At 54.1% G+C, this 20579-nt stretch carries 17 protein-coding genes and 1 tRNA gene; 11 read left to right on the top strand and 7 right to left on the bottom strand.

Features of this window, described 5'->3' with window-relative positions; genetic code table 11:
* Positions 1 to 77 precede the first annotated feature (77 nt).
* From GRI38_RS08090 to GRI38_RS08070, 5 genes are all read left to right on the top strand, one after another.
* Positions 78 to 1586 (top strand): EAL domain-containing protein, encoded by a 1509-nt coding sequence (locus GRI38_RS08090; protein WP_160682328.1) that lies wholly within the window; start codon positions 78 to 80, stop codon positions 1584 to 1586.
* A 2-nt stretch (positions 1587 to 1588) separates the two neighbouring features.
* Positions 1589 to 2335, top strand: a complete 747-nt coding sequence (locus GRI38_RS08085) for a LysM peptidoglycan-binding domain-containing protein (protein ID WP_160682327.1) — start codon at positions 1589 to 1591, stop codon at positions 2333 to 2335.
* A 75-nt stretch (positions 2336 to 2410) separates the two neighbouring features.
* Positions 2411 to 4060, top strand: coding sequence for a protein kinase domain-containing protein (locus GRI38_RS08080; RefSeq protein ID WP_202389859.1), 1650 nt, complete (start codon positions 2411 to 2413; stop codon positions 4058 to 4060).
* Between the two features lie 10 nt (positions 4061 to 4070).
* Complete coding sequence (locus GRI38_RS08075) at positions 4071 to 5087, top strand: type VI secretion system-associated FHA domain protein (protein WP_160682326.1); 1017 nt, start codon at positions 4071 to 4073, stop codon at positions 5085 to 5087.
* Positions 5088 to 5179: 92 nt separating this feature from the next.
* Complete coding sequence (locus GRI38_RS08070) at positions 5180 to 5824, top strand: protein phosphatase 2C domain-containing protein (RefSeq protein ID WP_160682325.1); 645 nt, start codon at positions 5180 to 5182, stop codon at positions 5822 to 5824.
* A 90-nt stretch (positions 5825 to 5914) separates the two neighbouring features.
* Here the strand turns inward: GRI38_RS08070 and GRI38_RS08065 are convergent, their stop codons facing one another.
* A complete protein-coding gene (locus tag GRI38_RS08065) occupies positions 5915 to 7873 on the bottom strand; it encodes a putative bifunctional diguanylate cyclase/phosphodiesterase (protein WP_160682324.1) in 1959 nt (652 codons plus the stop codon).
* Positions 7874 to 8552: 679 nt separating this feature from the next.
* On the opposite strand from GRI38_RS08065, the gene GRI38_RS08060 reads away from it, so the two are divergent.
* Together GRI38_RS08060 and GRI38_RS08055 are read left to right on the top strand one after the other, a co-directional pair.
* Positions 8553 to 8993, top strand: coding sequence for a DUF2924 domain-containing protein (locus tag GRI38_RS08060; RefSeq protein ID WP_160682323.1), 441 nt, complete (start codon positions 8553 to 8555; stop codon positions 8991 to 8993).
* Complete coding sequence (locus GRI38_RS08055; RefSeq protein ID WP_160682322.1) at positions 8983 to 10686, top strand: recombinase family protein; 1704 nt, start codon at positions 8983 to 8985, stop codon at positions 10684 to 10686. The genes GRI38_RS08060 and GRI38_RS08055 overlap by 11 nt, the downstream gene beginning before the upstream one ends.
* Before the next feature lie 294 nt (positions 10687 to 10980).
* On the opposite strand, the gene terL is transcribed toward GRI38_RS08055, so the two are convergent.
* From terL to GRI38_RS08035, 4 genes are all read right to left on the bottom strand, one after another.
* On the bottom strand, positions 10981 to 12459 hold the full coding sequence (gene terL / locus GRI38_RS08050; RefSeq protein WP_160682321.1) for a phage terminase large subunit: 1479 nt from the start codon (positions 12457 to 12459) through the stop codon (positions 10981 to 10983).
* Positions 12456 to 12863 carry a DUF5681 domain-containing protein gene (locus tag GRI38_RS08045; RefSeq protein WP_160682320.1) on the bottom strand — a complete coding sequence of 136 codons (408 nt, stop codon included), beginning with the start codon at positions 12861 to 12863 and terminating at the stop codon, positions 12456 to 12458. Before GRI38_RS08045 ends, terL begins: the two co-directional genes overlap by 4 nt.
* Entirely contained in the window at positions 12863 to 14338 is a 1476-nt protein-coding gene (locus tag GRI38_RS08040; protein WP_237487386.1) for a site-specific DNA-methyltransferase, read from the bottom strand. Before GRI38_RS08040 ends, GRI38_RS08045 begins: the two co-directional genes overlap by 1 nt.
* A gap of 576 nt (positions 14339 to 14914) precedes the next feature.
* A tRNA-Ser gene (locus tag GRI38_RS08035) sits at positions 14915 to 15005 on the bottom strand.
* 139 nt (positions 15006 to 15144) lie between these two features.
* On the opposite strand from GRI38_RS08035, the gene GRI38_RS08030 reads away from it, so the two are divergent.
* Together GRI38_RS08030 and GRI38_RS08025 are read left to right on the top strand one after the other, a co-directional pair.
* A complete protein-coding gene (locus GRI38_RS08030) occupies positions 15145 to 15549 on the top strand; it encodes a metallopeptidase family protein (protein WP_160682319.1) in 405 nt (134 codons plus the stop codon).
* A 40-nt stretch (positions 15550 to 15589) separates the two neighbouring features.
* A complete protein-coding gene (locus tag GRI38_RS08025) occupies positions 15590 to 16582 on the top strand; it encodes a peptidylprolyl isomerase (RefSeq protein ID WP_160682318.1) in 993 nt (330 codons plus the stop codon).
* On the opposite strand, the gene GRI38_RS08020 is transcribed toward GRI38_RS08025, so the two are convergent.
* Both GRI38_RS08020 and GRI38_RS08015 read right to left on the bottom strand, forming a co-directional pair.
* Positions 16579 to 16941, bottom strand: coding sequence for a VOC family protein (locus GRI38_RS08020; RefSeq protein WP_160682317.1), 363 nt, complete (start codon positions 16939 to 16941; stop codon positions 16579 to 16581). The two genes, GRI38_RS08025 and GRI38_RS08020, sit on opposite strands and share 4 nt — an antisense overlap.
* Positions 16941 to 19031 carry a RelA/SpoT family protein gene (locus tag GRI38_RS08015; RefSeq protein ID WP_160682316.1) on the bottom strand — a complete coding sequence of 697 codons (2091 nt, stop codon included), beginning with the start codon at positions 19029 to 19031 and terminating at the stop codon, positions 16941 to 16943. The genes GRI38_RS08020 and GRI38_RS08015 overlap by 1 nt, the downstream gene beginning before the upstream one ends.
* Before the next feature lie 113 nt (positions 19032 to 19144).
* On the opposite strand from GRI38_RS08015, the gene GRI38_RS08010 reads away from it, so the two are divergent.
* Both GRI38_RS08010 and GRI38_RS08005 read left to right on the top strand, forming a co-directional pair.
* Positions 19145 to 19555, top strand: a complete 411-nt coding sequence (locus GRI38_RS08010; protein WP_160682315.1) for a GtrA family protein — start codon at positions 19145 to 19147, stop codon at positions 19553 to 19555.
* Positions 19556 to 19703: 148 nt separating this feature from the next.
* On the top strand, positions 19704 to 20576 hold the full coding sequence (locus GRI38_RS08005; RefSeq protein ID WP_160682314.1) for a glycosyltransferase: 873 nt from the start codon (positions 19704 to 19706) through the stop codon (positions 20574 to 20576).
* Positions 20577 to 20579 lie beyond the last annotated feature (3 nt).

Below are 20579 nucleotides of genomic sequence, written 5' to 3'. Positions count from 1 at the left end.
TTAAGTTTTTTCAATCTTTCACTGTTAATACGATGCTTTAGACCTCAGTAGGGACGACGGATTAGCGAAGCTGCGAAATGGGCCTGTTCCTACTCTCTATCACCATAACGGGAATGGCAGGTCTGCTCCTCGCGGTACTCATGCGGGGAATTGTTCGGCTTCGCCGAGCGGTCGAGAAGGCTGAAGTCCTCGTTGGGCATTGTCATTCCGGAACGCTTATTGTTCGTGCTGAGCGCGTGGTCACCGCCTTGATCCAAACCGCCAGTTTAGCTGAACCGCGCCTTCCAACGCACACGGTTTCAGGTCTTCCTACGCGGGAACCTCTCATTCATAGGATAAGGGCAGATCGTGCGGGCACGATAGGTGTGCTTGCGTTCAAGGATTACGATCGCCTTTGCGCGTTTGATCCTGAATTGGCCGACCGTTTCCTGATAGCGATGGTTGAGCGAATGGCTACGATGATGCCTGCTGATCGAATACTGGCTCATCTCGATAGAGCACATGTCGCGGTCTGGCTGGGATCTGATGTCGAAGCATCATCAGCGACTGTCGAAATCCGTGCGCTCGCTTACGCTTTAAGCGATTGTTACCGCGACGATGAACGAGAAATAATTCCTGAAATCGCTTTTCGTATCAACCGTTTCGACATTGCGTTGCATACTCCCGAAGCGTTTCTATCGCAAACTTTATCCTCCTTTGCTTCGGTTCCGCGAGGTGCAAACGAGAACATCGTAAGCGATGATCACAAAGTTCGTTCGGAGGAACAATTTCAGATCGGGCAGGATTTGCGCCAAGTCGTGGCGAAAGATCAGCTGCACATGCGCTTTCAACCATTAATCGATGCGGCAAGCGCTCGTGTCTGCGGCGCTGAAGCCTTGCTCCGTTGGCGCCATCCAGAACGCGGCGACATTTCGCCGGCATGCTTTATCCCGGTCATGGAAACCGTCGGTCTTTCGCAGGAAATAGGATCGTGGGCGCTGAACCGCGCATTACGAGAAACTCGTTTATGGCGCGAAAACGGACATGATTTACGGATCGCCGTAAACGTCTCGGGTCATCAAATCGAAGCTGCCAACTTACCGCAACTGATCGAGCGTACTCTAGCGAGGAATGATGTGGACGGCGAGGCACTCGAGATAGAATTGACCGAAAGTGTAGCGCTCGCGAAAGGTGATGGGGCGGCAGCATTCAGCCAAGCCTTGCGCGCAAATGGAATTCGACTCGCTATTGATGATTTTGGAACTGGTTATTCAAGTTTTGAAGCGCTTACCGCGATTGGCTTTGATAAAATAAAGATCGATCGAACGTTCGTAACCAATGTGCATTTATCTCGTCAAAGCCAGGCGATCTGCGCAAGCATCCTAACCTTGGGTCGGGGCTTGGGAATCAATGTCTTGGCTGAGGGCGTCGAAACAATAGAAGAGTTTATTTGGCTGCGTGACCACGGCTGCCGTCTGTTTCAGGGGTTTTATTTTTCCCCTCCGCTTACAAGTCAACGCTTCTTAGACTTTGTGAAGAATAGAGAGGGTCTCTTGAATTTGCTGCAGCTTAGCGACCAAAGTTCCTATGAAAGGACATATGCGTAATTATGCTTCTGCGAGACAAAAGGTTCGCTCTGAGTCTTATAGCGGCGTTGATGCTTGGCGCTTGTTCAAGCAGTCCCAAGACGATTGCTTCGGCATCCACCAACCAGCAAATCACATCGCAAGAGATTGCGCACATCGAGGCATTGCTCGATCAGGGTGAGACTCGTTCGGCGAAGCGATTAATCACAAAGGGGCTCAAGCGTGATCCTACGGAACCATCGCTTCACGTGCTGCTCCAAGGGATAGAAGGCGATGCAAAGGCCGATCTCGGTCCAGCGAGTTTTGGTTATGTCACCCGAAGCGGCGATACCATGATCGAATTGGCCGAGCGCTTCTTAGGGAACCGCTTAAAGTCGTATCAGCTTGCGAAATACAACGGCATTGACGTGCCGTCGGCTCTCCAAGCGGGAACAGAATTGCGGATACCAGGCCAGGCTCGCCAGGTCGAAGCTTCTACGCGCCAGTATCAGCCACGTCGTACAGATCCATCACCGCCCCCTGCGCGAAAGCGAGCAGAGGTGTCCGAGCCCGTCAAAGCGGAGAAGGCTAAGCCCGAGCACAAAGTCGGTGATCCAGCGGCTGCCGGGCGTGCTCGCTCTGCAGGATTAGTCGCACTGAACCAAGGCGAGGTAGCGCGTGCGCTTACTTTGCTTCGTCGGGCGGCAGCTCTTGAGCCCAGCAATGCCGCGATCGCAGCCGACCTCCGCCGAGCTGAGCTGATCGCGGCGACCGTAAGGGCTCGGAAGTAATCGGTTAATAAGACTTCGACGTTAGGAATAGCTGGTGTGATGATGGGGCTACTGAATTTATAGAAAGCACACCGAATGATTAAAGAGCTCGGTCGCTATAGAATAGAGGACAAGCTGGGCGAAGGCGCAATGGCGGATGTCTATCGCGCGCAAGACCCGGAGATCGGACGCACGGTTGCGATCAAGGTCCTCAAAAGAGAATTCGCCAGCGATACGCATATCAACGCTCGCTTCCTGCAGGAGGCTCGGGCGGCGGGTGCTCTAAGCCACTCAAACATCGCTACCATTTACGACGTTGGCGAGGCGAACGGGATCGCTTATATTGCGATGGAGTTGATCGAAGGGCAACCGCTTGATCGATGGATCGCAGTTCATGGACGAATGCCCTATGAAAAGACCCTGCGTTTGGCATTACAGCTGGCGCAAGCCCTCGCTTATGCTCATGCTATGGGGATCGTACATCGGGATGTGAAACCGGCAAATATTTTGCTGTCGCATAACGGGAACACCCTTAAACTTCTCGATTTTGGAGTGGCACGGATCGCTGAGGCAGATCCCTGCGCGCTAGAAAAAACTCAGGTTGGGCAGCTGATCGGTACGCCCCGTTACATGAGCCCTGAACAAGCGCTCGGCCTAACGGTAGATGCTCGATCGGACCTGTTCTCATTGGGTGCGGTTATTTACGAGATGATGACCGGTCGACCGGCCTTCCCCGGAAGCGAACTGGCAGCGCTAGCCATTCAAATTTCACAGGGCAAGGTTGCACCGATTGGTGAGGTAGCTGCCGACTGCCCCAAGGGGCTTCGGAGCATTATTGATAGGCTTCTCGCGAAAAAGCCCGAGAACCGGTTTGCTGATGGCGCCGCGCTTGTAACCGCGCTCGAGCGAGAGTTAGACGACGAACGCGAAGCGGGTTCGACGCCATTGAAATTGTCTCTGCGATTCAGGTTTTCCATCGCCTTGGCATTATTCACTGCCATAGTGCTGGCTGCGAGCGTGTCCGTTATCCTACAACGACAACAACAGACGCTTGAAACTATAGCGGCCGTTTCTGGAAATAGCATTGCAAGGTTTGTTACCGGCAACGCGGCCGTGGAAATTGTCGAGAACGCTGGTCTTCCCCCTGAGCAACAGGATTGGACTGCGCTTCAGGCCTTCGTGACATCCGCCGCACATGACGAAGATATACAAGGAATCGTTATTGCTGACGCGGAGGGCATCGTTCGCGCATCGAACAATCCGCAGCTCATCGATCAGCGCTATCAACCACCATCGGCTGAAACGACCGTCATGGAGCAAAACAACCGCCGCGTAACGAACGCTTTAGATGCAGATAGTGGCGGACTGCGCTTCGTTCATCCCGTCGATTATGCGGGCGTCCGCTTCGGAACATTAGACCTCGTTCTTAAGCGCGATGCCTTAGACGCCGCTCTTGCGGCATCGAAGACCTTGCTTGCGACCCTTTCCACCGCCATCATGGCGGTTGTTCTTCTCATCGGGTATTTTAGCGGTGCCATGGTAGCGCGACCCTTGCGACGCTTATGTAAGGCTCTTGATGAATTAGCGTCGGGCGATCTGACGACGCGCATTTCGCATCGACGGCGAGATGAGGTGGGCGACGCTTTCGATGCTTTAAACCGGGCAGCAGCATCGCTCGATCAATCCGCGGTAACACCGTCAACAACATCAGAAACTTCGGTACTAGCTACGCGAATTGCCGCTTAGGAGCGACGCGATGTACATGCTTCAGCTTTTTCATGCCGATGATGCAGCTCAACCGATCGATGCACGTCTTTTGGCTTCGGGAAATCTCTCGATTGGACGCGATGCCAAAGCGGACTGGAATATTCCTGATCCAGATTGCGAAGTGTCTCGCTACCATTGCCAATTATGCGTCACTGAAGAGGGCGTATCATTATTCGTGACGGGATCAAATGGTGTTTTTGATGATTACGGCGGAACCCGCTATCCGGAAGAGGAAGAGCTACTTCTGTCGCTACCTGCTTCATTGCGACTTGGGAGTTTCCTCATAATTGTAGCCCCAGCACCCCTTGCGAATTCGCCGAATGCTTCAGGGGATCGGACAATGGTTTTGACCCCCCCGTTGGGTCAATCGCTCTCCGTCCCCAGCGAGTGGGAGGAACCTTTAGCGCCTTCCGCGCCTGGAAGCGGCACGTTGCTAGAGGCTTTTTGCGAAGGCGCGCAATTAGATCCATCGTTGCTCTCTAGCGAAGATCCATCTGAGATCATGCGGCGAGCAGGGGGCCTATATCGACAAATGGTGCTGGGCATCGGCGATTTAATGGCTGAACGCGATACTGCCCGGCAGCGTTATCAAATCAACCGTACAACTATTTCTTGCGAAAATAATAATCCATTCAAATGGGCTCCGTCGCAGCGCTTGGCGATTGATCTATTACTCGCCGAAACGACAGGTTTTATGTCCGGCCCAGCTGCGTTGCGGTCGTCGTTCCGCGACGTAAAGTTACATCTGATGGCTACGTTTGCGGGTCTCCAGGGAAGCCTCCGTGCGGCAATCGAACATCTGAATCCAAACTCCCTTGATGGTTCTGATAATTGTCGAAAGCGCTTTTTCGCAACGCGTTCGTCTGCAATATTGGCGGAACTTTGCAAGCGTCACGCTTCGCTTCGCTTGGAGATCGATGAAGGACGTTCGGGCGAGCTGGATCGAGCCTTTGTCCTCGCTTATGATGATGCTGGTGATGCGGCGGTGGCCGAACAATGCGACTAAGCAATTTTCTTCGACAGCGGAAAGTGGCGCGTCCAACATCCGCGTTGAATATTCGCTGTACCAGTCGCAGTCATGTCGGCCGATTACGTGTCGTGAACGAAGACCGTATTCTCGATCGTACCGACGCTAGCATCTGGGCCGTGGCAGATGGAATGGGCGGTCATGCTAACGGTAGTCTTGCTGCAGAAACCGTTATCGCGCATCTTGCACGTTTAGAAACGCGAAGTGAACCCGTAGATGTTTCGCGCACTATTGAGTGCGCGAACACTGCAATACTGCGACAAGCTGGTGGGACTAGCGGAACAACCATTGTCGTTTTGAGGATATCTAATGACAAGGCGCAGATTTGGTGGGCAGGAGATAGTCGCGCCTATTTGATCCGAAATCGTCGTTTGAACCTATTAACGCGAGATCACAGCCTCGTACAAGAATTGGTCGATGTAGGTGAGATCGCTGCTCATAAGGCTGCCCACCATCCGCGAGCCAATATCATCACACGGGCTTTGGGCGTCAGAGACCAAGTTGAATTAGAGAAACGACAGCTTGGCATTTTCCCCGGCGATATTCTGCTTCTCTGCTCGGATGGACTTTCTCGTTCTTTGGCAGCAAATGACATGCAACACGATGAATCGATCGAAGCGCGCGCAGATAGATTATTGGAAAATGCCCTCAAGCGCGACGGGCGGGATAATATTTCTCTCGTATTGGTGGAGGCTTATCCATCTGCTTTTTGTTGAATACACTCATTAAAGTCAGCGGATATATACCAGGTTTAACGTAACCGAAGATGGTCTAGTCCGATATCTATAGATTTAGGTCTAACTCGACTATTTCTTATTGAACTGTAGAAAGTTGCTTTCGAAAACTTTTCGATCGATCGGTTCGCAAAACTCAATACCGGCCTTTTTGGTTTCCACCCAACGTATTTCAGCCCAGCGCAGTTCATCTTGGAGTGCCTCGACAAGTACCTTGACGCCGACCATCTGTTCATTGAATTCCGCGTCATCAATTAGGGCGCCGGTCTCCGAAATGTTTCGGATACGTACTGTCTGAGGCTCCTCATGAACAACTAGCTTTCCCGACCGAAGCAAGCTGGCTCGCCGGCTACGGCTACGCTTTGGGCCGATAGGGCGAACGATTCTTGAACCGGTCGCCAAGGCGGGCAAAAGCTGGTTTATCGGCGCGCCACGTCCATACACGTAGCCTTGAATATGACTGCACCCTAGGCTCCGGATCAGTTCGATTTCATCTTGATGCTCCACACCTTCGGCTGTCGTTTCCATTCCCAAAGTCCGTGAAAGTGAGACAATGGCCTCGATGATAGCGGAATTTCTGCTTTTTGGGTCGATGGCCCCTTTAACGAAGCTCTGGTCGATCTTGATCTTATCGAATGGCGCGTTTTTAAGATAGGCAAGGCTGGAATATCCAGTTCCGAAATCGTCGAGGGCTAGTCGCACGCCAAGCGACTTAAGCGCTGCGAAAGTTTTTCTCGAAGCATCTTCGTCGTTGAGGAAAACACTTTCTGTTATCTCAAGCTCGAGCCGATCGGGCGAAATTTGGCTTTCGGCTAATGCGTTGGTCAGTATCGTTAACAAATCAGGGTTTGAAAACTGGATCGGAGAAACGTTGACAGCGACTCTCAAATCTTCGGGAAAACGGGCCAAATCCATGGTCGCTGTTCGTAGAACCCATTGCCCGATTTGTTGAATTAGCCCGCTCTCCTCGGCTATGGGAATGAACTCACCCGGACTGACGGCCCCTCTGGTAGGATGCTCCCATCGCAAGAGCGCCTCGAAGCCCACAAGCTTTTCTGTAATCGTATTGACGATTGGTTGGTAAATGAGACCGAGTTGGTCGGCATTCAACGCCAGCCTAAGATCATCTTCTAACTCTTTCCGCCATTTAGCCCGCGCAAGCATTTGCTCTTCGTAGAACCTATAAGTTGCCCGTCCACCGTCCTTGGCAGCATACAATGCGATATCGGCATTGCGGATCAACGTTTCGGCTTTCGGATCGGATTCATCAGCGACCGAGATGCCAATGGAACAACTTACGGTAGCTGCGCATCCGTTAAGCAAATAGGGCTCCGAGACTTTTTCTATAATTTTACTAGCCAACTCGCTTAGTATTGTTCGGTCATCACAAGCAGGGACCAGGACTTCGAATTCATCTCCACCTAGGCGGCCAACGATCCCCGCTTGACCGACTGCCTTTAAAAGACGTCGGCTGACTTGGACCAGGAGGGCATCTCCGGCGGGGTGCCCGAGGGTGTCATTGACCGCTTTAAAGCCATCAAGATCGAGAAGCAGGATCGACGGGGTTGATCCTCCATTCGAGCTGGCCTCGAGCAATGCGTTCAGAGTATCCTGCATTCGTTGACGGTTCGCGAGTTCCGTCAGACTATCTGTTAACGCCAGACGCTTGATCGTTGCCTCTTGCTTCCGGCTTTTAGTTAGGTCCGTTCCCGAACCGATAAACCCCCGATACTGTCCGAAATCGTCGACCCACGGTCGGCCGGACATAGACCACCAGCTCTCGCTTAAGCCCTTTTGGCCACGAACAGGATAACCGGCGAACGGAGTGCGAGAAACAAGATGAAACTGTAGGGATCGGGCATGCTCGTATTCGCTTTGATCGAGCTTAAAGACATTTGCTAGAGGCTCGCCGATTGTGCGGATGCCAAAAGCCTCGATCTGCTCAGACACGCTTTCTGATAAATAAGTAAGTCGACCTTCAGAATCGGTTTCCCAAAACCAACGATCCTCGAACTTTTCGGCGTAAGTCATAAGCCGACTTGCGCGTTCAACGTCGTCGCTTGCGCTCGCCGGGCTTTGGCAGGTGCTTTCGCTGTGTTTCCTTGACCAGAATGCAAGGCGAGTTGGGCGAGCGATCATCCATTTCATTTAGATATGATTGTTTACCAAGCCCTTAACCTTCTCTCTACTCAGCGATGATATTTTTTGACCCAGTATTTTCCGTGATCTGCAATGTCTGATCAAGCGACGGTAGAATATTCAGCAGCACACCAAGCGCATAGCATCGTGTTTAATCAGAAACGCACTATCGAACCTGTTGATATTAAGAAAAATAGGAACTTTTATAAGATATAGCCTAACTACTTTTATTAACTCAGTTCACCTTTATTTATCGATCGAAATTTTTGCAGGAAGTTTATCCTTCTTCGCTAACGAGGGAAGGAAAAGTAGTATGATGGCATATCAAATCCCTGTCTGTCTAATAAGAATTCAAATTGGGCCAAGTATAGGCCACCGAGGGAAATCTACCAAGGAGTATTGCGGATTCATATGAATAATAATGGCTTCACACCAATAATATTATAGACAATATATCGATTCGGAGCGTTAGTTAGGGCCAGGGTTAGGAAAGCAGCGCTGTCCAACAAGAATGAGAGAAGCGCACTAGTGAGCCCGAAAATTGGAACTCATTAAATTTAGGATTCTGCTAATGAAAACCAACCAAACCGATGCGGGGTTAAGCAAAGATCTCGCCGCGCTGGAGGATTTGTCGCTAGAGCAGCTTAGGGTGAAATGGGCAACTCTGACTTGTCGGCAAATTCCACGCATTAGCGCCGTAATGTTACGCATGGCGATCGCTCGGGAGTTGCAGATCCATGCCTTTGGGGGACTGTCTCAGCAAGCTGAAGATACACTCGACCGCTTGGCTCAGAGTAAATTGGATAAGCGCAATACTACAGCGGACGTCCAGTTAAGGCGGGAATGGAACGGTAATGCATATATAGTAACGATCGATAATTCCGGAACAATTCATTGGAACGGCCAGCGGTGGCATTCTCTAAGCGCCGTTGCGCGTCAAATAACCGGGACGAGATGGTCGGGTCCGGCTTTCTTTGGCCTAAGGCAGAAGGGAGCGTTGGATGGGCAATGATCCATCCGGCAAGGTTCGCTGCGCGATCTACACTCGAAAATCTTCTGAAGATGGGCTCGCTCAGGATTTCAATTCGCTCGATGCGCAGCGCGAAGCTTGCGCCGCCTATGTAGCCAGCCAAGCGTCGGAAGGCTGGGAGCTGCTATCGGCGCATTACGATGATGGCGGGGTTTCGGGCGGAACGCTTGAACGGCCGAGTTTGCAACGTCTGCTATCCGATGTCGCAAAAAACCGGATTGATATCGTCGTCGTATACAAGGTCGATCGGCTGACCCGATCATTATTAGACTTCGCAAAACTCGTCGAAATTTTTGACGCAGCAAATGTGAGTTTTGTCTCAGTAACACAGGCATTTAACACTACCTCTTCCATGGGAAGATTGACCCTGAATATGCTTTTGTCTTTTGCCCAGTTTGAGCGAGAAATCACAGCCGAAAGGATTAGGGATAAGATAGCAGCAAGTAAGGCCAAAGGAATGTGGATGGGTGGGATAGCGCCTTTGGGGTATGAGCCAGATGGAAATAACAGTCTCCGGATTGTTGAGGGCCACGCAAGACTGATCCGCGATATCTATCGGCGTTATCTTTCGCTTAAAGCTGTGCGACTAGTTTTCGACGAACTTTCCGCCGAAGGCGTCACCGCACCGCTTCGAATTAAAAAGGACGGTGGTACAATCGGTGGCCGAAGTTTTACTCGCGGACAATTGTACCAAATTCTCAAAAATCCGATCTATTGCGGCAAGATACGTCATAAGAAGGCCATCTATGAAGGACGGCATCAGGCAATAATCGATTCTGATGTATGGAATAATGTTCAATCAATACTTGCAGAAAATACACGGGGGCAGAGCGCTAATCGCAAGGCGTCATCGCGCTTTCTAGGGGGATTATTGTTTGATGAGAGCGGCGAACCATGGATCCCAGTTCATACCTCTAAACCCAATAGTAGGAGATATCGTTCTGTTGAAAAGAGATTTTACTACTACGTTAAAAGGTCTGTACATTTTCAAAAAACGGGTCAGCGAAAAAGTGGCAAGATGCCGTCGCGTCTTCCAGCTGATGAACTTGAACAGTTGGTTAAAAAAACTGTCTCCCAGTTCTTGTCAGATCCAATCGCCGTTCTCAGCGAAGTTGGATTGCCGTTAGACTGTACCTCGATCGAGCGAGTTCGACAATCAAGCGAAGTGCTTTGCAACAGTCTTTCAAACCCAGAGCATTACAAGCTTATAAGGCGGGTAATCATCCATCTCGAACATCTTGAGATAATTCTTTCGCTCTCGGTTTTGAGCCTGCTTATTGGACTTGGAACAAATTGTAATGGTCGAACGACGACATCTCTTACAAATGACATGCGTCTTGTCCGTAACAGTAACTCCCTAAGGCTTATCGATAAACGCGGCGAAGTTATGGTCTCCAAAGTCGATCCGGTTCTTCTCAACCTTCTCGCCCAAGCTCGTGTTTGGTGGCGCCAATTAGAGAAGGGACAAATGGATATTGCTACATTAGCGCGGAAAGAAAAGGTTACCGCTTCCTACATCACTAGAGTTGTCCGATTGTCTTTTCTCTCGCCAAAAATCATCGAAAAAATGCTGAAGGGAGAACAGCCGTCGCAAATGAATGGTGTGACCATCCTGGCGAAAGGAGCGATCCCCATGTCATGGAACGATCAGGAGGCAATCCATTCGATAGCGTAGGCGGCATCGTAAAGATGGAAACTATGCTTACCTGAAACAAGCGCGACTAATCGGAGGTAGGAATATATCGGGTCGATCAGACAAAGTCTGGAGCATCCTGTGCGTTTGCGCGGCGGCTCACGAAAATTAACCTCAAATGGGTCGCCGGTTCGGACATAGCATAGCCGGATGTCGTTCGCATGATAAAATCTAAGCTACGATCAACCGGAACGATCCTCACAATTCATAACGTTTTAGAAAAGCAAAAACCCTGCATATCGTGCGGCTTGCTAGGAATTAGTGGCCTATCTGCCGTTACTTTAGACGTCTATCCACCCCCATCGGGCGCGCCCATTCCGTGTTCCTCCGGGGCGCGGGGCGCTCGGCCTCCAGACGACGCGCGAAATACCGCTGAAAATCATCAAGCGCCATACTGGTGCTGTCCACTTGATCATCATGTCGGGTGTTCGGAAAGCCGAGCAATTCGTGCTGATAAACGGCCAACCAATCCGCCTCCCTAGGAAGCAAAACTTGTCCAGTCTCGAACATTACTGCGCGCGATTGCATGCGCGCGATCTTATCATAGCGCGGCTTGTAGACTTTCGGCTTACAAAATTTGGAGGTCCGTCGCAGAGACTGCACCACCGCACGACCAAGATCGCCATCCTCTACGATCGTAAGGTCGGCAGCGAATTGTCGATGCGTTTCTTCTACGAGCTTGATCAGCTCAGGACTTTCTTCTTTCACTCGGATAACGTCGATAAGGTAGACATGGGCTTGGTTGAGTCCCCAGACCGTACCAACCGACCAATCGCTATTTTCGCCGAGCGTTGATGCCGTATCCCAACTTACGAGGGTTCGCTCGTATTCCGCAGGTTCTTCTTCATAATAACGCAACCATTGCCGGCGGATGACCACGCCATCGTCCGGAACGGGGGATTGCTGGTACTGTGCGGAGAAGGCAAGACCGCCCATGATTCCCTTCTGTCGATCAAGCTCTTCCAGTCCCATCCGCGACGGCTGAATAACCTGCCCTTTTTTACGACGGTGTACGTCGCCGCTCGCCAGGCACCAGCGCTCGTTCTCGGGCGCAATCGCGGGTATCACAAGATGCTCGTATTGCTCTTGCGTCATCATATGGCCGGCGAGGTCTTCTTCATGCAAGCGCTGCATAACACAGATAATGACGCTTTTTTTCGGATGATTGAGCCGGGTAGAAATGACATTATCCCAAGACGCCTGAACTTTTTTTCTCTCTACTTCGGAAAAAATCTCCTGACCCTTGTTAGGATCATCGAGAAGGATGTAGTCGCCCCCGCGACCCAGAACACTCCCTTCGACGGAGGTCGCGAGGCGATAACCGCCTTCAGTCGTCTGCCATTCGGTCAAGCGATTATGCGCAACACCTTGGCATTTGGGAAACGAACGCTGAAACCAGGGGGACCGCACGATGCGAGCGAACTGGCTCGCTTGCGCTTTTGCTACATCATGGCTGTAAGTCACGCAAATGATCCGACGAGTTGGATCGTGCCCTAAAATCCAAGCAGCGAACGCGATCGAAACGATGATCGTCTTCATATGGCGCGGCGGTAGATTGATGATTAAACGCTTACATGCGCCTTCCTCTACAGCCTTCAGTCGATCGGCAATGGCTTGGATATGCCAATTTTCTTCATATTCCGTCCCTGGCTCGATCTCGGCCATCACTCGACGCAAGAAGATGAGAAAATCCAAATTGGTCATCGCATCCCAAATCGCTGCGGGAATCGAAACAGCTTCAGACAATTTATTCACGACCTCGGTTTCCCGTGACGCGCCAGGAAAGCGATTACTTCATCTCGCGAAACTACCTCGACCTCGTCTTGAGCACTGGTGGTTTCGGCGGGCAAAAACTTAAGAAGCGCATTGAGCATGCGGGGATCACCCTTAAGCGAATCATTGACCATTCGCTTCGCCAACACTTCGCGCTTGGAAAGCTTGATTGTTACTCCATTTTCTTCGACCTGCATTTCGCTGTCGAGTTCAGCTTCAATCCGTTTTACGAAAGAACGATCTTTCTTCGGGCGGCCTTTAGGATTCCCCGATTGGCCAGGCTTGAAACGAGTTGCCTTAGGAGGATACCCGGGTCCCACTTTCGGTTCAGTCGGCGTTTCGTTAGATTTACCGGGAATCATGATGGTCTTGGACGGTCTAGCCATTACGCCGTCTCCCCGTCTTCGATATGGGTCTCAGGTTTGGGGCTCCCCCATTCATCAATAGGTGCTTCGAGTTCAATGCCGCGCGTTTTCGCAACGTTACTCCATGCTTCACCGTTCGCGGCCAGGACCGCCTTCTTTCCCGTAGCATTCTGCCAACGCAGGATAGTGCGATCACAGTAGATCGGTTCAATTTCGATAAGTCGAGCGCGGCGCCCTACCTTTTCAGCCGCGATAAGAGTGGACCCAGACCCTCCGAATGCGTCGAGAATGACTCCTCCGCGGCGCGAACAATCGCGGATCGCATCTGCAATAAGGTCAATCGGCTTGACCGTCGGATGCATGGCAAGCTCAGCATCGCGATTAGCATGAAAGGTGTTGTTGCCGCGATAGGACCACACATTGGTGCGATAGCGCCCGGTTTCTCCAAGCCCGAACGTGTTGATGTGCTTTCCGCTTCCAACCTTCCAAACAAAAATCAATTCGTGTTGCGAGCGATAAAAGGCCCCCATGCCCCCCTTTCCTTTATCCCAAACGACCACATTCTTAAGTTCGGAATAAGCGGCCTTGCCAGCGGCGAGCATTTCACTCATGTGCCGCCAATCCATGCACTGGTAGTGGATGGCTCCATTTGCGCTGTATTCTGCCATGAGATTGAACGCGCTTTCAAGGAAATTAGCGAATTCCTCAGGGCTCATTTCACCAGAGGCAAAACTGAACTCGTCGTGGATCGTCTTGCCTTTCCCGGAAATCGATTTCATCGGCAAATTGAAGGGCGGATCGCAGAAAACCATCTGCGCCTTTTCACCTCCAGGAAGCAGCACCGAATAGCTCGTACGATCGAGGGCGCTTCCGCAAAGCAAACGATGCTCTCCCAAATGCCACAAATCTCCGGCTTTTGCGACCGGTTGGTGATGCTGAGAATCGAACCGGTCCTCCTCCTCCTCCTCTCGATGTTGCGGTTTGATAAGCAAGTCGTCGATCTCGCTTATCGCGAAACCGGTCAGCTCCAAGTTGATATCGACATTAAGCGAAAGTTCGCCCAGCTCGATGCTGAGAATGTCTTGATCCCACTCACCCAGTTCGCCAATCTTGTTTTCAGCAATCGCAAAGAGGCGCAGCTGTTCCTTGGTTAAATGCGAAGCGCGTATGATAGGAATACGCTCGAGTTGCAGCTCTTTTGCCGCCAGCCAACGTGCGTGGCCGCAAACGATACGATTATCCCGATCTATCAGCACCGGACCGATGAAGCCGAACTCGCTTATCGAGCTGCGGAGCGCGGCCATTTGCCGGGGCGAGTTTTTCCTAAGACGGCGCTGCGGCGGTTTGAGATCGCTGGGCGAAACACTATCGATCTTCAGTGCAAGCTCATTGTGCGGATCATTGGTCAAGACTTGAGATCGACTCGATTGCTCGCTGGGTTCGCAACGGGAAGGTGAACGGGTTCGGTGGCGAACGGTGGCCTTATTCTTCATCATTAATTCCTTCGCCCGGCAACAAGACGCCCCTCTTTCAGAAGGGCTCAATCAAGCTTTCGATTGTCTTGCTGCTTCGAGGGTCGGACATGACCGAAGATGCTGCTGACGCCGTGCGGGACAATATCAACGACGTCGAGGAATATATAAGCGGACCAGTAAGAGTTGGTCAAACTATTTTTTCGATCAAGTCATTGATAAATTTGACGAAAGATGTGCGTGTAGTGTCGAAGCCTTAGTATTGCAGTCCTGTTTCCAGATAATCCCTTCCCTGTTAAAAGCCGTTAGCAGCTAGCGATGCGCCGCCAATCTCAGCAGAGCCGGGGCGGATCCTTCAAACCTAGGAATTTTTTTGACAGGTTTCCCTGTTTAGGGACCGATAACAGGGAGCGCTTCCCTGTTAGGGACGTGCGAAAAGTTCACTTCTAGCCCGGCGAACATTCCAAGAGAATGCACGCAAGGGAGACGGCGAGCTGCCTATCTCATATTCTTCGTGGTACGGCTTTCTCGTTGAAGAAGCGCGGTTTTGCGCCCTAGTACCGAGATATTCTCTGATGGAACCCAACGAGCCAGACTAAGTGGCGGAGCGGGAGGGATTCGAACCCTCGATACGGGGTTACCGTATACACACTTTCCAGGCGTGCGCCTTCGACCACTCGGCCACCGCTCCGCATTCGTCCTGCCTGGCAAGGAGAAGCGCCTGTAGCGGCAGGCACGGGGCAAGGCAAGCGCGGCAAGCCAGACATTTGCGAGCAAACTGCCTGAGCAACATTGCGCAAACCCCGCCGAACCCCTAGCGAAAGGCTGCGATGAAGCGAAGGATCGGCATTGCGCCCACCGCGGCGGAGATGGAAACGCTGGCGCTCGAGGCGCTCGGCAATCTGCCCGAGGAAATGAAGGCGATGCTGCGCGGCGTCATCGTACAGGTGCAGGATTTCGCGGACGAGGAAACGCTCGCCGCCGTCGATCTCGACGAACCGTTCGAACTGACCGGTATCTACGAGGGGCGCCCGCTCACCGAAAAGACGATCGAGGCGAGCGGCGAACTGCCCGACCGCATCCGCCTGTTCCGCCGCCCGATCCTCGACGAGTGGGCAGCGCGCGGCGACGAAACGCTCGAACATCTGGTGGCGCATGTCCTCATTCACGAAGTCGGTCATCATTTCGGTCTGAGCGATGACGATATGCATGCCCTCGAAGATGCGGCGGGCTGAGCGGCTTGTCTTTACGGCGCGTCATGGCAAAGTGAGCGCCATGAAGAAGCCTTATCTCGCAGTCATGGCGCTGGCTGCCTTCGCCATTCCGGCCATCGCGCAGGACGCGCCCGCTCCGTCCCCGAACGAGATCGTCGATCAGGCGAGCACGGACGACTGGGTCGCGATCGCTCCGGAAGACCTGCTGGTCATGACCTTGGCCCCGGCAGCGGACGGTACGGAACGCAAGGTCGTGATCCAGCTAATGCCTGCGCCTTTCAGTCAGGGCTGGGTGGAAAACATTCGCCTGCTGGCGCGAAGCGGCTGGTACGATGACATCAGCGTCAACCGCGTACAAGACAACTACGTCGTCCAGTGGGGCGATCCGAATTACGACAACCCGGAGGCGACCGGCGAGGCGAAGCCACTGCCGGAGGGGCTGCGGATGATGGGGAAAGGGGATTACACGGCGCGCGTGCCGGTTGGCCTGATTTCTCCGGACATAGAAGCTGACTTCAGTCCTACTACCAGAGAAGGTTGGCCGACCCCTATCCTGCGAGACGCCTATGCGAGTTCCGCAACATTCGAGAGCGGCTGGCCGTTTGCCTTTCGTCAGTATCCCGACAAGTCGGACCGATGGCCCGTGCATTGCTACGGCATGGTCGGGGTCGGGCGTGGCTACTCGCCGGACACAGGGTCGGGCGCAGAGCTTTACACCGTGATCGGCCATGCACCGCGCCATCTCGACCGTAACATTGCGCTGGTCGGGCGGGTGATCGAAGGGATCGAGCATCTTTCGAGCCTGCCGCGCGGGACGGGCAATCTTGGCTTCTATGAAAGCGCCGAGGAGCGGGTGCCCATCCAGACCATCCGCGTCGCCAGTGATCTGCCACCGGCCGAACAACCCTCGTTCGAATATCTCTCGACAGAGAGCGAGACCTTCGCTCGATATGCCGAAGCGCGCGCCAATCGACGCGATCCCTTCTTCATCGCGCCGGCAGGTGGCGCCGACATCTGCAATATCCCGGTGCCGGTCAGACGAGACGCTGACTAAAGCCGTTGCATCAGTTCGATGCGGTTGCCGAACGGGTCCTCTATATCGCCCCGTTCGTAACCCTCGAGCGGTTTGCCGGGAGTAAAACCGACGCCTTCCTTGCCCAGGCGCGCGACGAACATCGACAGATCGTCGACCAGCAGCGCGGGATGCGCCTTTCGTGCCGCAACGAATTCATCCTCGACGCCCAGATGAATATGCGCGTCGCCGCCCTCGAACCAGCAGCCTCCGTTCGATTGCAGATGTGCAGGTTTTTCGACCTCCTGCATTCCGAGCAGGTCGCGATAGAACCGGCGCGCGCGTACCTCACCGCCGCGCGGCATGGCGAGTTGTACGTGGTCAAGGCCGACGATGCCCATCAGATCCTCTCCGCTTGGGTGACCGCATCACTAGCCCGTAGCGCGCTGAGGATTCGTGTCAGATGCGCGAGATCCTGCACTTCGAGGTCCACCTCCCAGGAGGCGAAGGGCGCGTCCTCCTGCACGAGCGCGATGCTCTTCACATTCACGTGGTTCTTCGCAAGGATGCCGGTCATTTCGGCCAGCGCGCCCATCCTGTCGTAAAGCGTTATGCGAAGCCGACCGACCGCGCCCGCGCTTCGCGACCCCCAGGACAGGTCGAGCCAGTCGTCGTCGATCCCGTTGGCGAGGGTGATGCAGTCGATCGCGTGAACCTCGACACCGGAATCGCGTTTCCTGATACCTACGATCCGGTCTCCCGGAACGGGGTGGCAGCATTCGGCAAGGTGAAAGCCGACGCCCGCCGTCAGACCGCGAATTGAGATTGCCTTGCCCTGCTGCGCCCAGTCGTCGTTCGGTGCAAGGTCCGCCGTCGAGCCCGGGACGAGCGCTTCCATCACTTCGCGATCGGTGATCTTCGCCGCGCCGATAGCGTACATCAGCGCGTCCTCGTCTTCGAGGCCGAGCCGTTCGACTGCCCCAGCGCGTGCCTTCTTGCCGATTTTCGACGGAATACGCTCGACGATTTCGTCGAACAGCTTGCTGCCGAGCTCGCTTACTTCCTCGCGTTCCTTCGCGCGCACCGCCCGGCGAATGGCCGCACGCGCCTTGCCCGTGACGACAAAGCCGAGCCAGGACAATTGCGGTTCCGCGTCCTCGGCCTTGATGATTTCGACGACATCGCCGTTCTGTAACTGCGTGCGCAAGGGCATGTGGCGGGCGTTGATCTTCGCGCCGACCATTTGCGCCCCCAGATCGGTGTGCACGGCAAAGGCGAAATCGACCGGCGTCGCGCCCTTGGGAAGCTGGAACAGGGCGCCTTTGGGCGTGAAGGCGAAGATTCGGTCCTGATAGATGGCGAGCCGCGTATGCTCCATCAGTTCCTCGGGATCGTGGCTCGCATCGACGATTTCGATGAGATCGCGTAACCAGCCGACCTGTCCGTCGGGCCGGTCGCCCTGCTTGTAGGCCCAGTGCGCCGCCAGCCCGAATTCGTTTCGGCGATGCATCACGCGGGTGCGGATCTGGACCTCCACACGCATTGAGTTCTCGTAAATCAGCGAGGTGTGAAGCGAGCGATAGCCGTTGTTCTTAGGCGTCGAGATGTAGTCCTTGAACCGACCGGGGATGAACTGCCACACGGTATGCAGGACGCCCAGAGCTGCGTAGCAATCGGCCTCGTTTTCGGTGATGACGCGAAACGCCATAATATCGGTGATCTGTTCGAAGGTGACGTGGCGCTCGGCCATCTTCTTCCAGATGGAATAGGGGTGCTTCTCCCGGCCGGAGACTTCGACCTTCAGCCCTGCCTCCGAAAGAGCCTGCTTGATCGCCAGTGCGATCGCATCGACCTGCCCGGTATCGCTTTCACGTATTTGCTGGAGGCGCTGGGTTATCGTTTCGTATGCTTCGGCCTCGATATAGCGGAAGGCGAGCATCTGCATCTCGCGCATATATTCGTACATGCCGACCCGTTCGGCGAGAGGCGCATAGATCTCGATCGTTTCACGCGCGATCCGGGCGCGTTTCTCGGGGCTCTTGATGAAATGCAGCGTGCGCATGTTGTGCAGCCGGTCGGCCAGCTTGACGAGCAGGACGCGGATGTCCTCGCTCATCGCGAGCAGGAACTTGCGCAGGTTCTCCGCCGCGCGCTCGTCCTCTGGCATGGTTTCGATCTTCGAAAGCTTGGTCACCCCGTCGACGAGGCGCGCGACCTCTCCGCCGAAATTCGCCTCGATATCCTCGATAGTGGCGAGCGTATCCTCGACCGTATCGTGAAGCAGGGCAGTGACGATCGTTTCCTGATCGAGCTTCAGGTCGGTCATCAGTCCGGCGACCTCGACCGGATGCGAAAAGTAGGGATCGCCGCTCGCGCGTTTCTGGCTGCCGTGCTTTTGCACGGTATAGACATAGGCGCGGTTCAGCATCGCCTCGTCGGCGTCGGGGTCGTAAGCCTTGACCCGTTCGACCAGTTCGTATTGCCGTAACATCTTCTCTCAAGGTTGATGGCTTTTACGCGAAGGGCAAGGGGTTTGTGCGTTCCGGCAGGCACGACGATAGCAATTTCTTGACATGCCGCACGAAGGGAACGAGGCGCAGCGCGATGAGGGGGCAGGGAACATTCGCGAACCGGCACGGCAAGCTGATCGGCCAGTTGCTGCGCTTCGCCGTTTCGACCGGATTCAGCGCGGCGATGTCGTTCCTCCTGCCGATCGTCCTGCACGAGTTCTTTGCCGTTCCCGAAAGGATCGCAGTCGCGATCGGTTTCGCCACCGCCTATCTCGGCAACATGGTGCTGATGCGGGTGTTCGTCTTCAAGAGCCGCAACGACTGGAGACGCGACATCGCAGCTTATATCGTGACGAACGGCGCGTTTCGCCTTGCCGAATACGGGGCCTTCATCGCGCTGCTGGAGTATAGCGGGCTGACCTACGTGCCAGTCCTGCTCATCGTTCTCGCCGCCTCCGCCACCATCAAGTTCTTCGCCTATCGCTGGCTTTTTGCGGAAAGATAAGGGGTGTCGCGAAGAGGCCCTTTACCATACCGCAACGCTCACGCGGTAGGTGGACGGTCATCGCGGTGCCGCGCGAAGATGGGCGCGCTTCCGAACCCATCTCGCCTCCTTCCCTGCCCAACCCAATTCCATCGAAACGGATTATTCAATGTCTGACAGCGTCGATCTGACAATCATCGTTCCCGCCTATAACGAGGAAGGCTCGATCGAGGATACGGTGAAGGAACTGCATCCCATTGCGCAGGAAGCGCAGGGGCAGTTGATGGTGGTGAACGACGGGTCGAGCGACCGGACGGCAGAGATCCTCGAGCTACTGGTGAAATATTACCCGCGGCTGCGCGTTCTCCATCACGAATACAACCAGGGTTATGGCGCGGCGCTGAAGACCGGATTACAGGCGGCAAAGACCGAACTCATCGCGATTACCGATGCCGACGGAACCTATCCAAATGACCGCCTGCTCGAACTCGCCCGCGCCTGCCGCGACAAGGACATGGTGGTTGGCTCGCGCACCGGACCGGGGGTTGTCTATTCGAAGGTGCGCGCCGTGCCGAAGATCTTCCTGAAGCGCTGGGTGTCCTGGATCGCGGGCCGGACCGTGCCCGACATCAATTCCGGACTGCGGGTGTTCAGGGCGGAGACGGCACGCAAGTTTCTCGGCATCTATCCCAACGGGTTCAGCTTCACCATCACCATCACGCTCGCCATGCTGACGACGCGGCGGCAGGTGCAGTTCATTCCGATCAGCTACGCTGCACGCGTAGGCCAGTCGAAGATCAAACCGGTGCGCGACACGCTGCGCTTTCTTAATATCATCATGCGGACCGGAACCTATTTCGCTCCGATCCGGGCGTTCCTGCCGCTCGTGGCAATCCTGTTTTTGGCGGCGACGGTCAGTTTGGGCTTCGACATATGGAACGGCGACCTGACCGAGAAGACGCTGCTACTCTACCTTTTCAGCTTCAATACGGGGATGTTCACGCTGCTTGCCGACATGATCGACAAGCGCTCCCAGAACTGAAGG

Source organism: Parapontixanthobacter aurantiacus, from assembly GCF_009827635.1.
In the GTDB taxonomy this organism is placed as follows: domain Bacteria; phylum Pseudomonadota; class Alphaproteobacteria; order Sphingomonadales; family Sphingomonadaceae; genus Parapontixanthobacter; species Parapontixanthobacter aurantiacus.
Note: the sequence above shows the minus strand (reverse complement) of the source record. Positions and strands in the feature narration are given on the sequence as shown.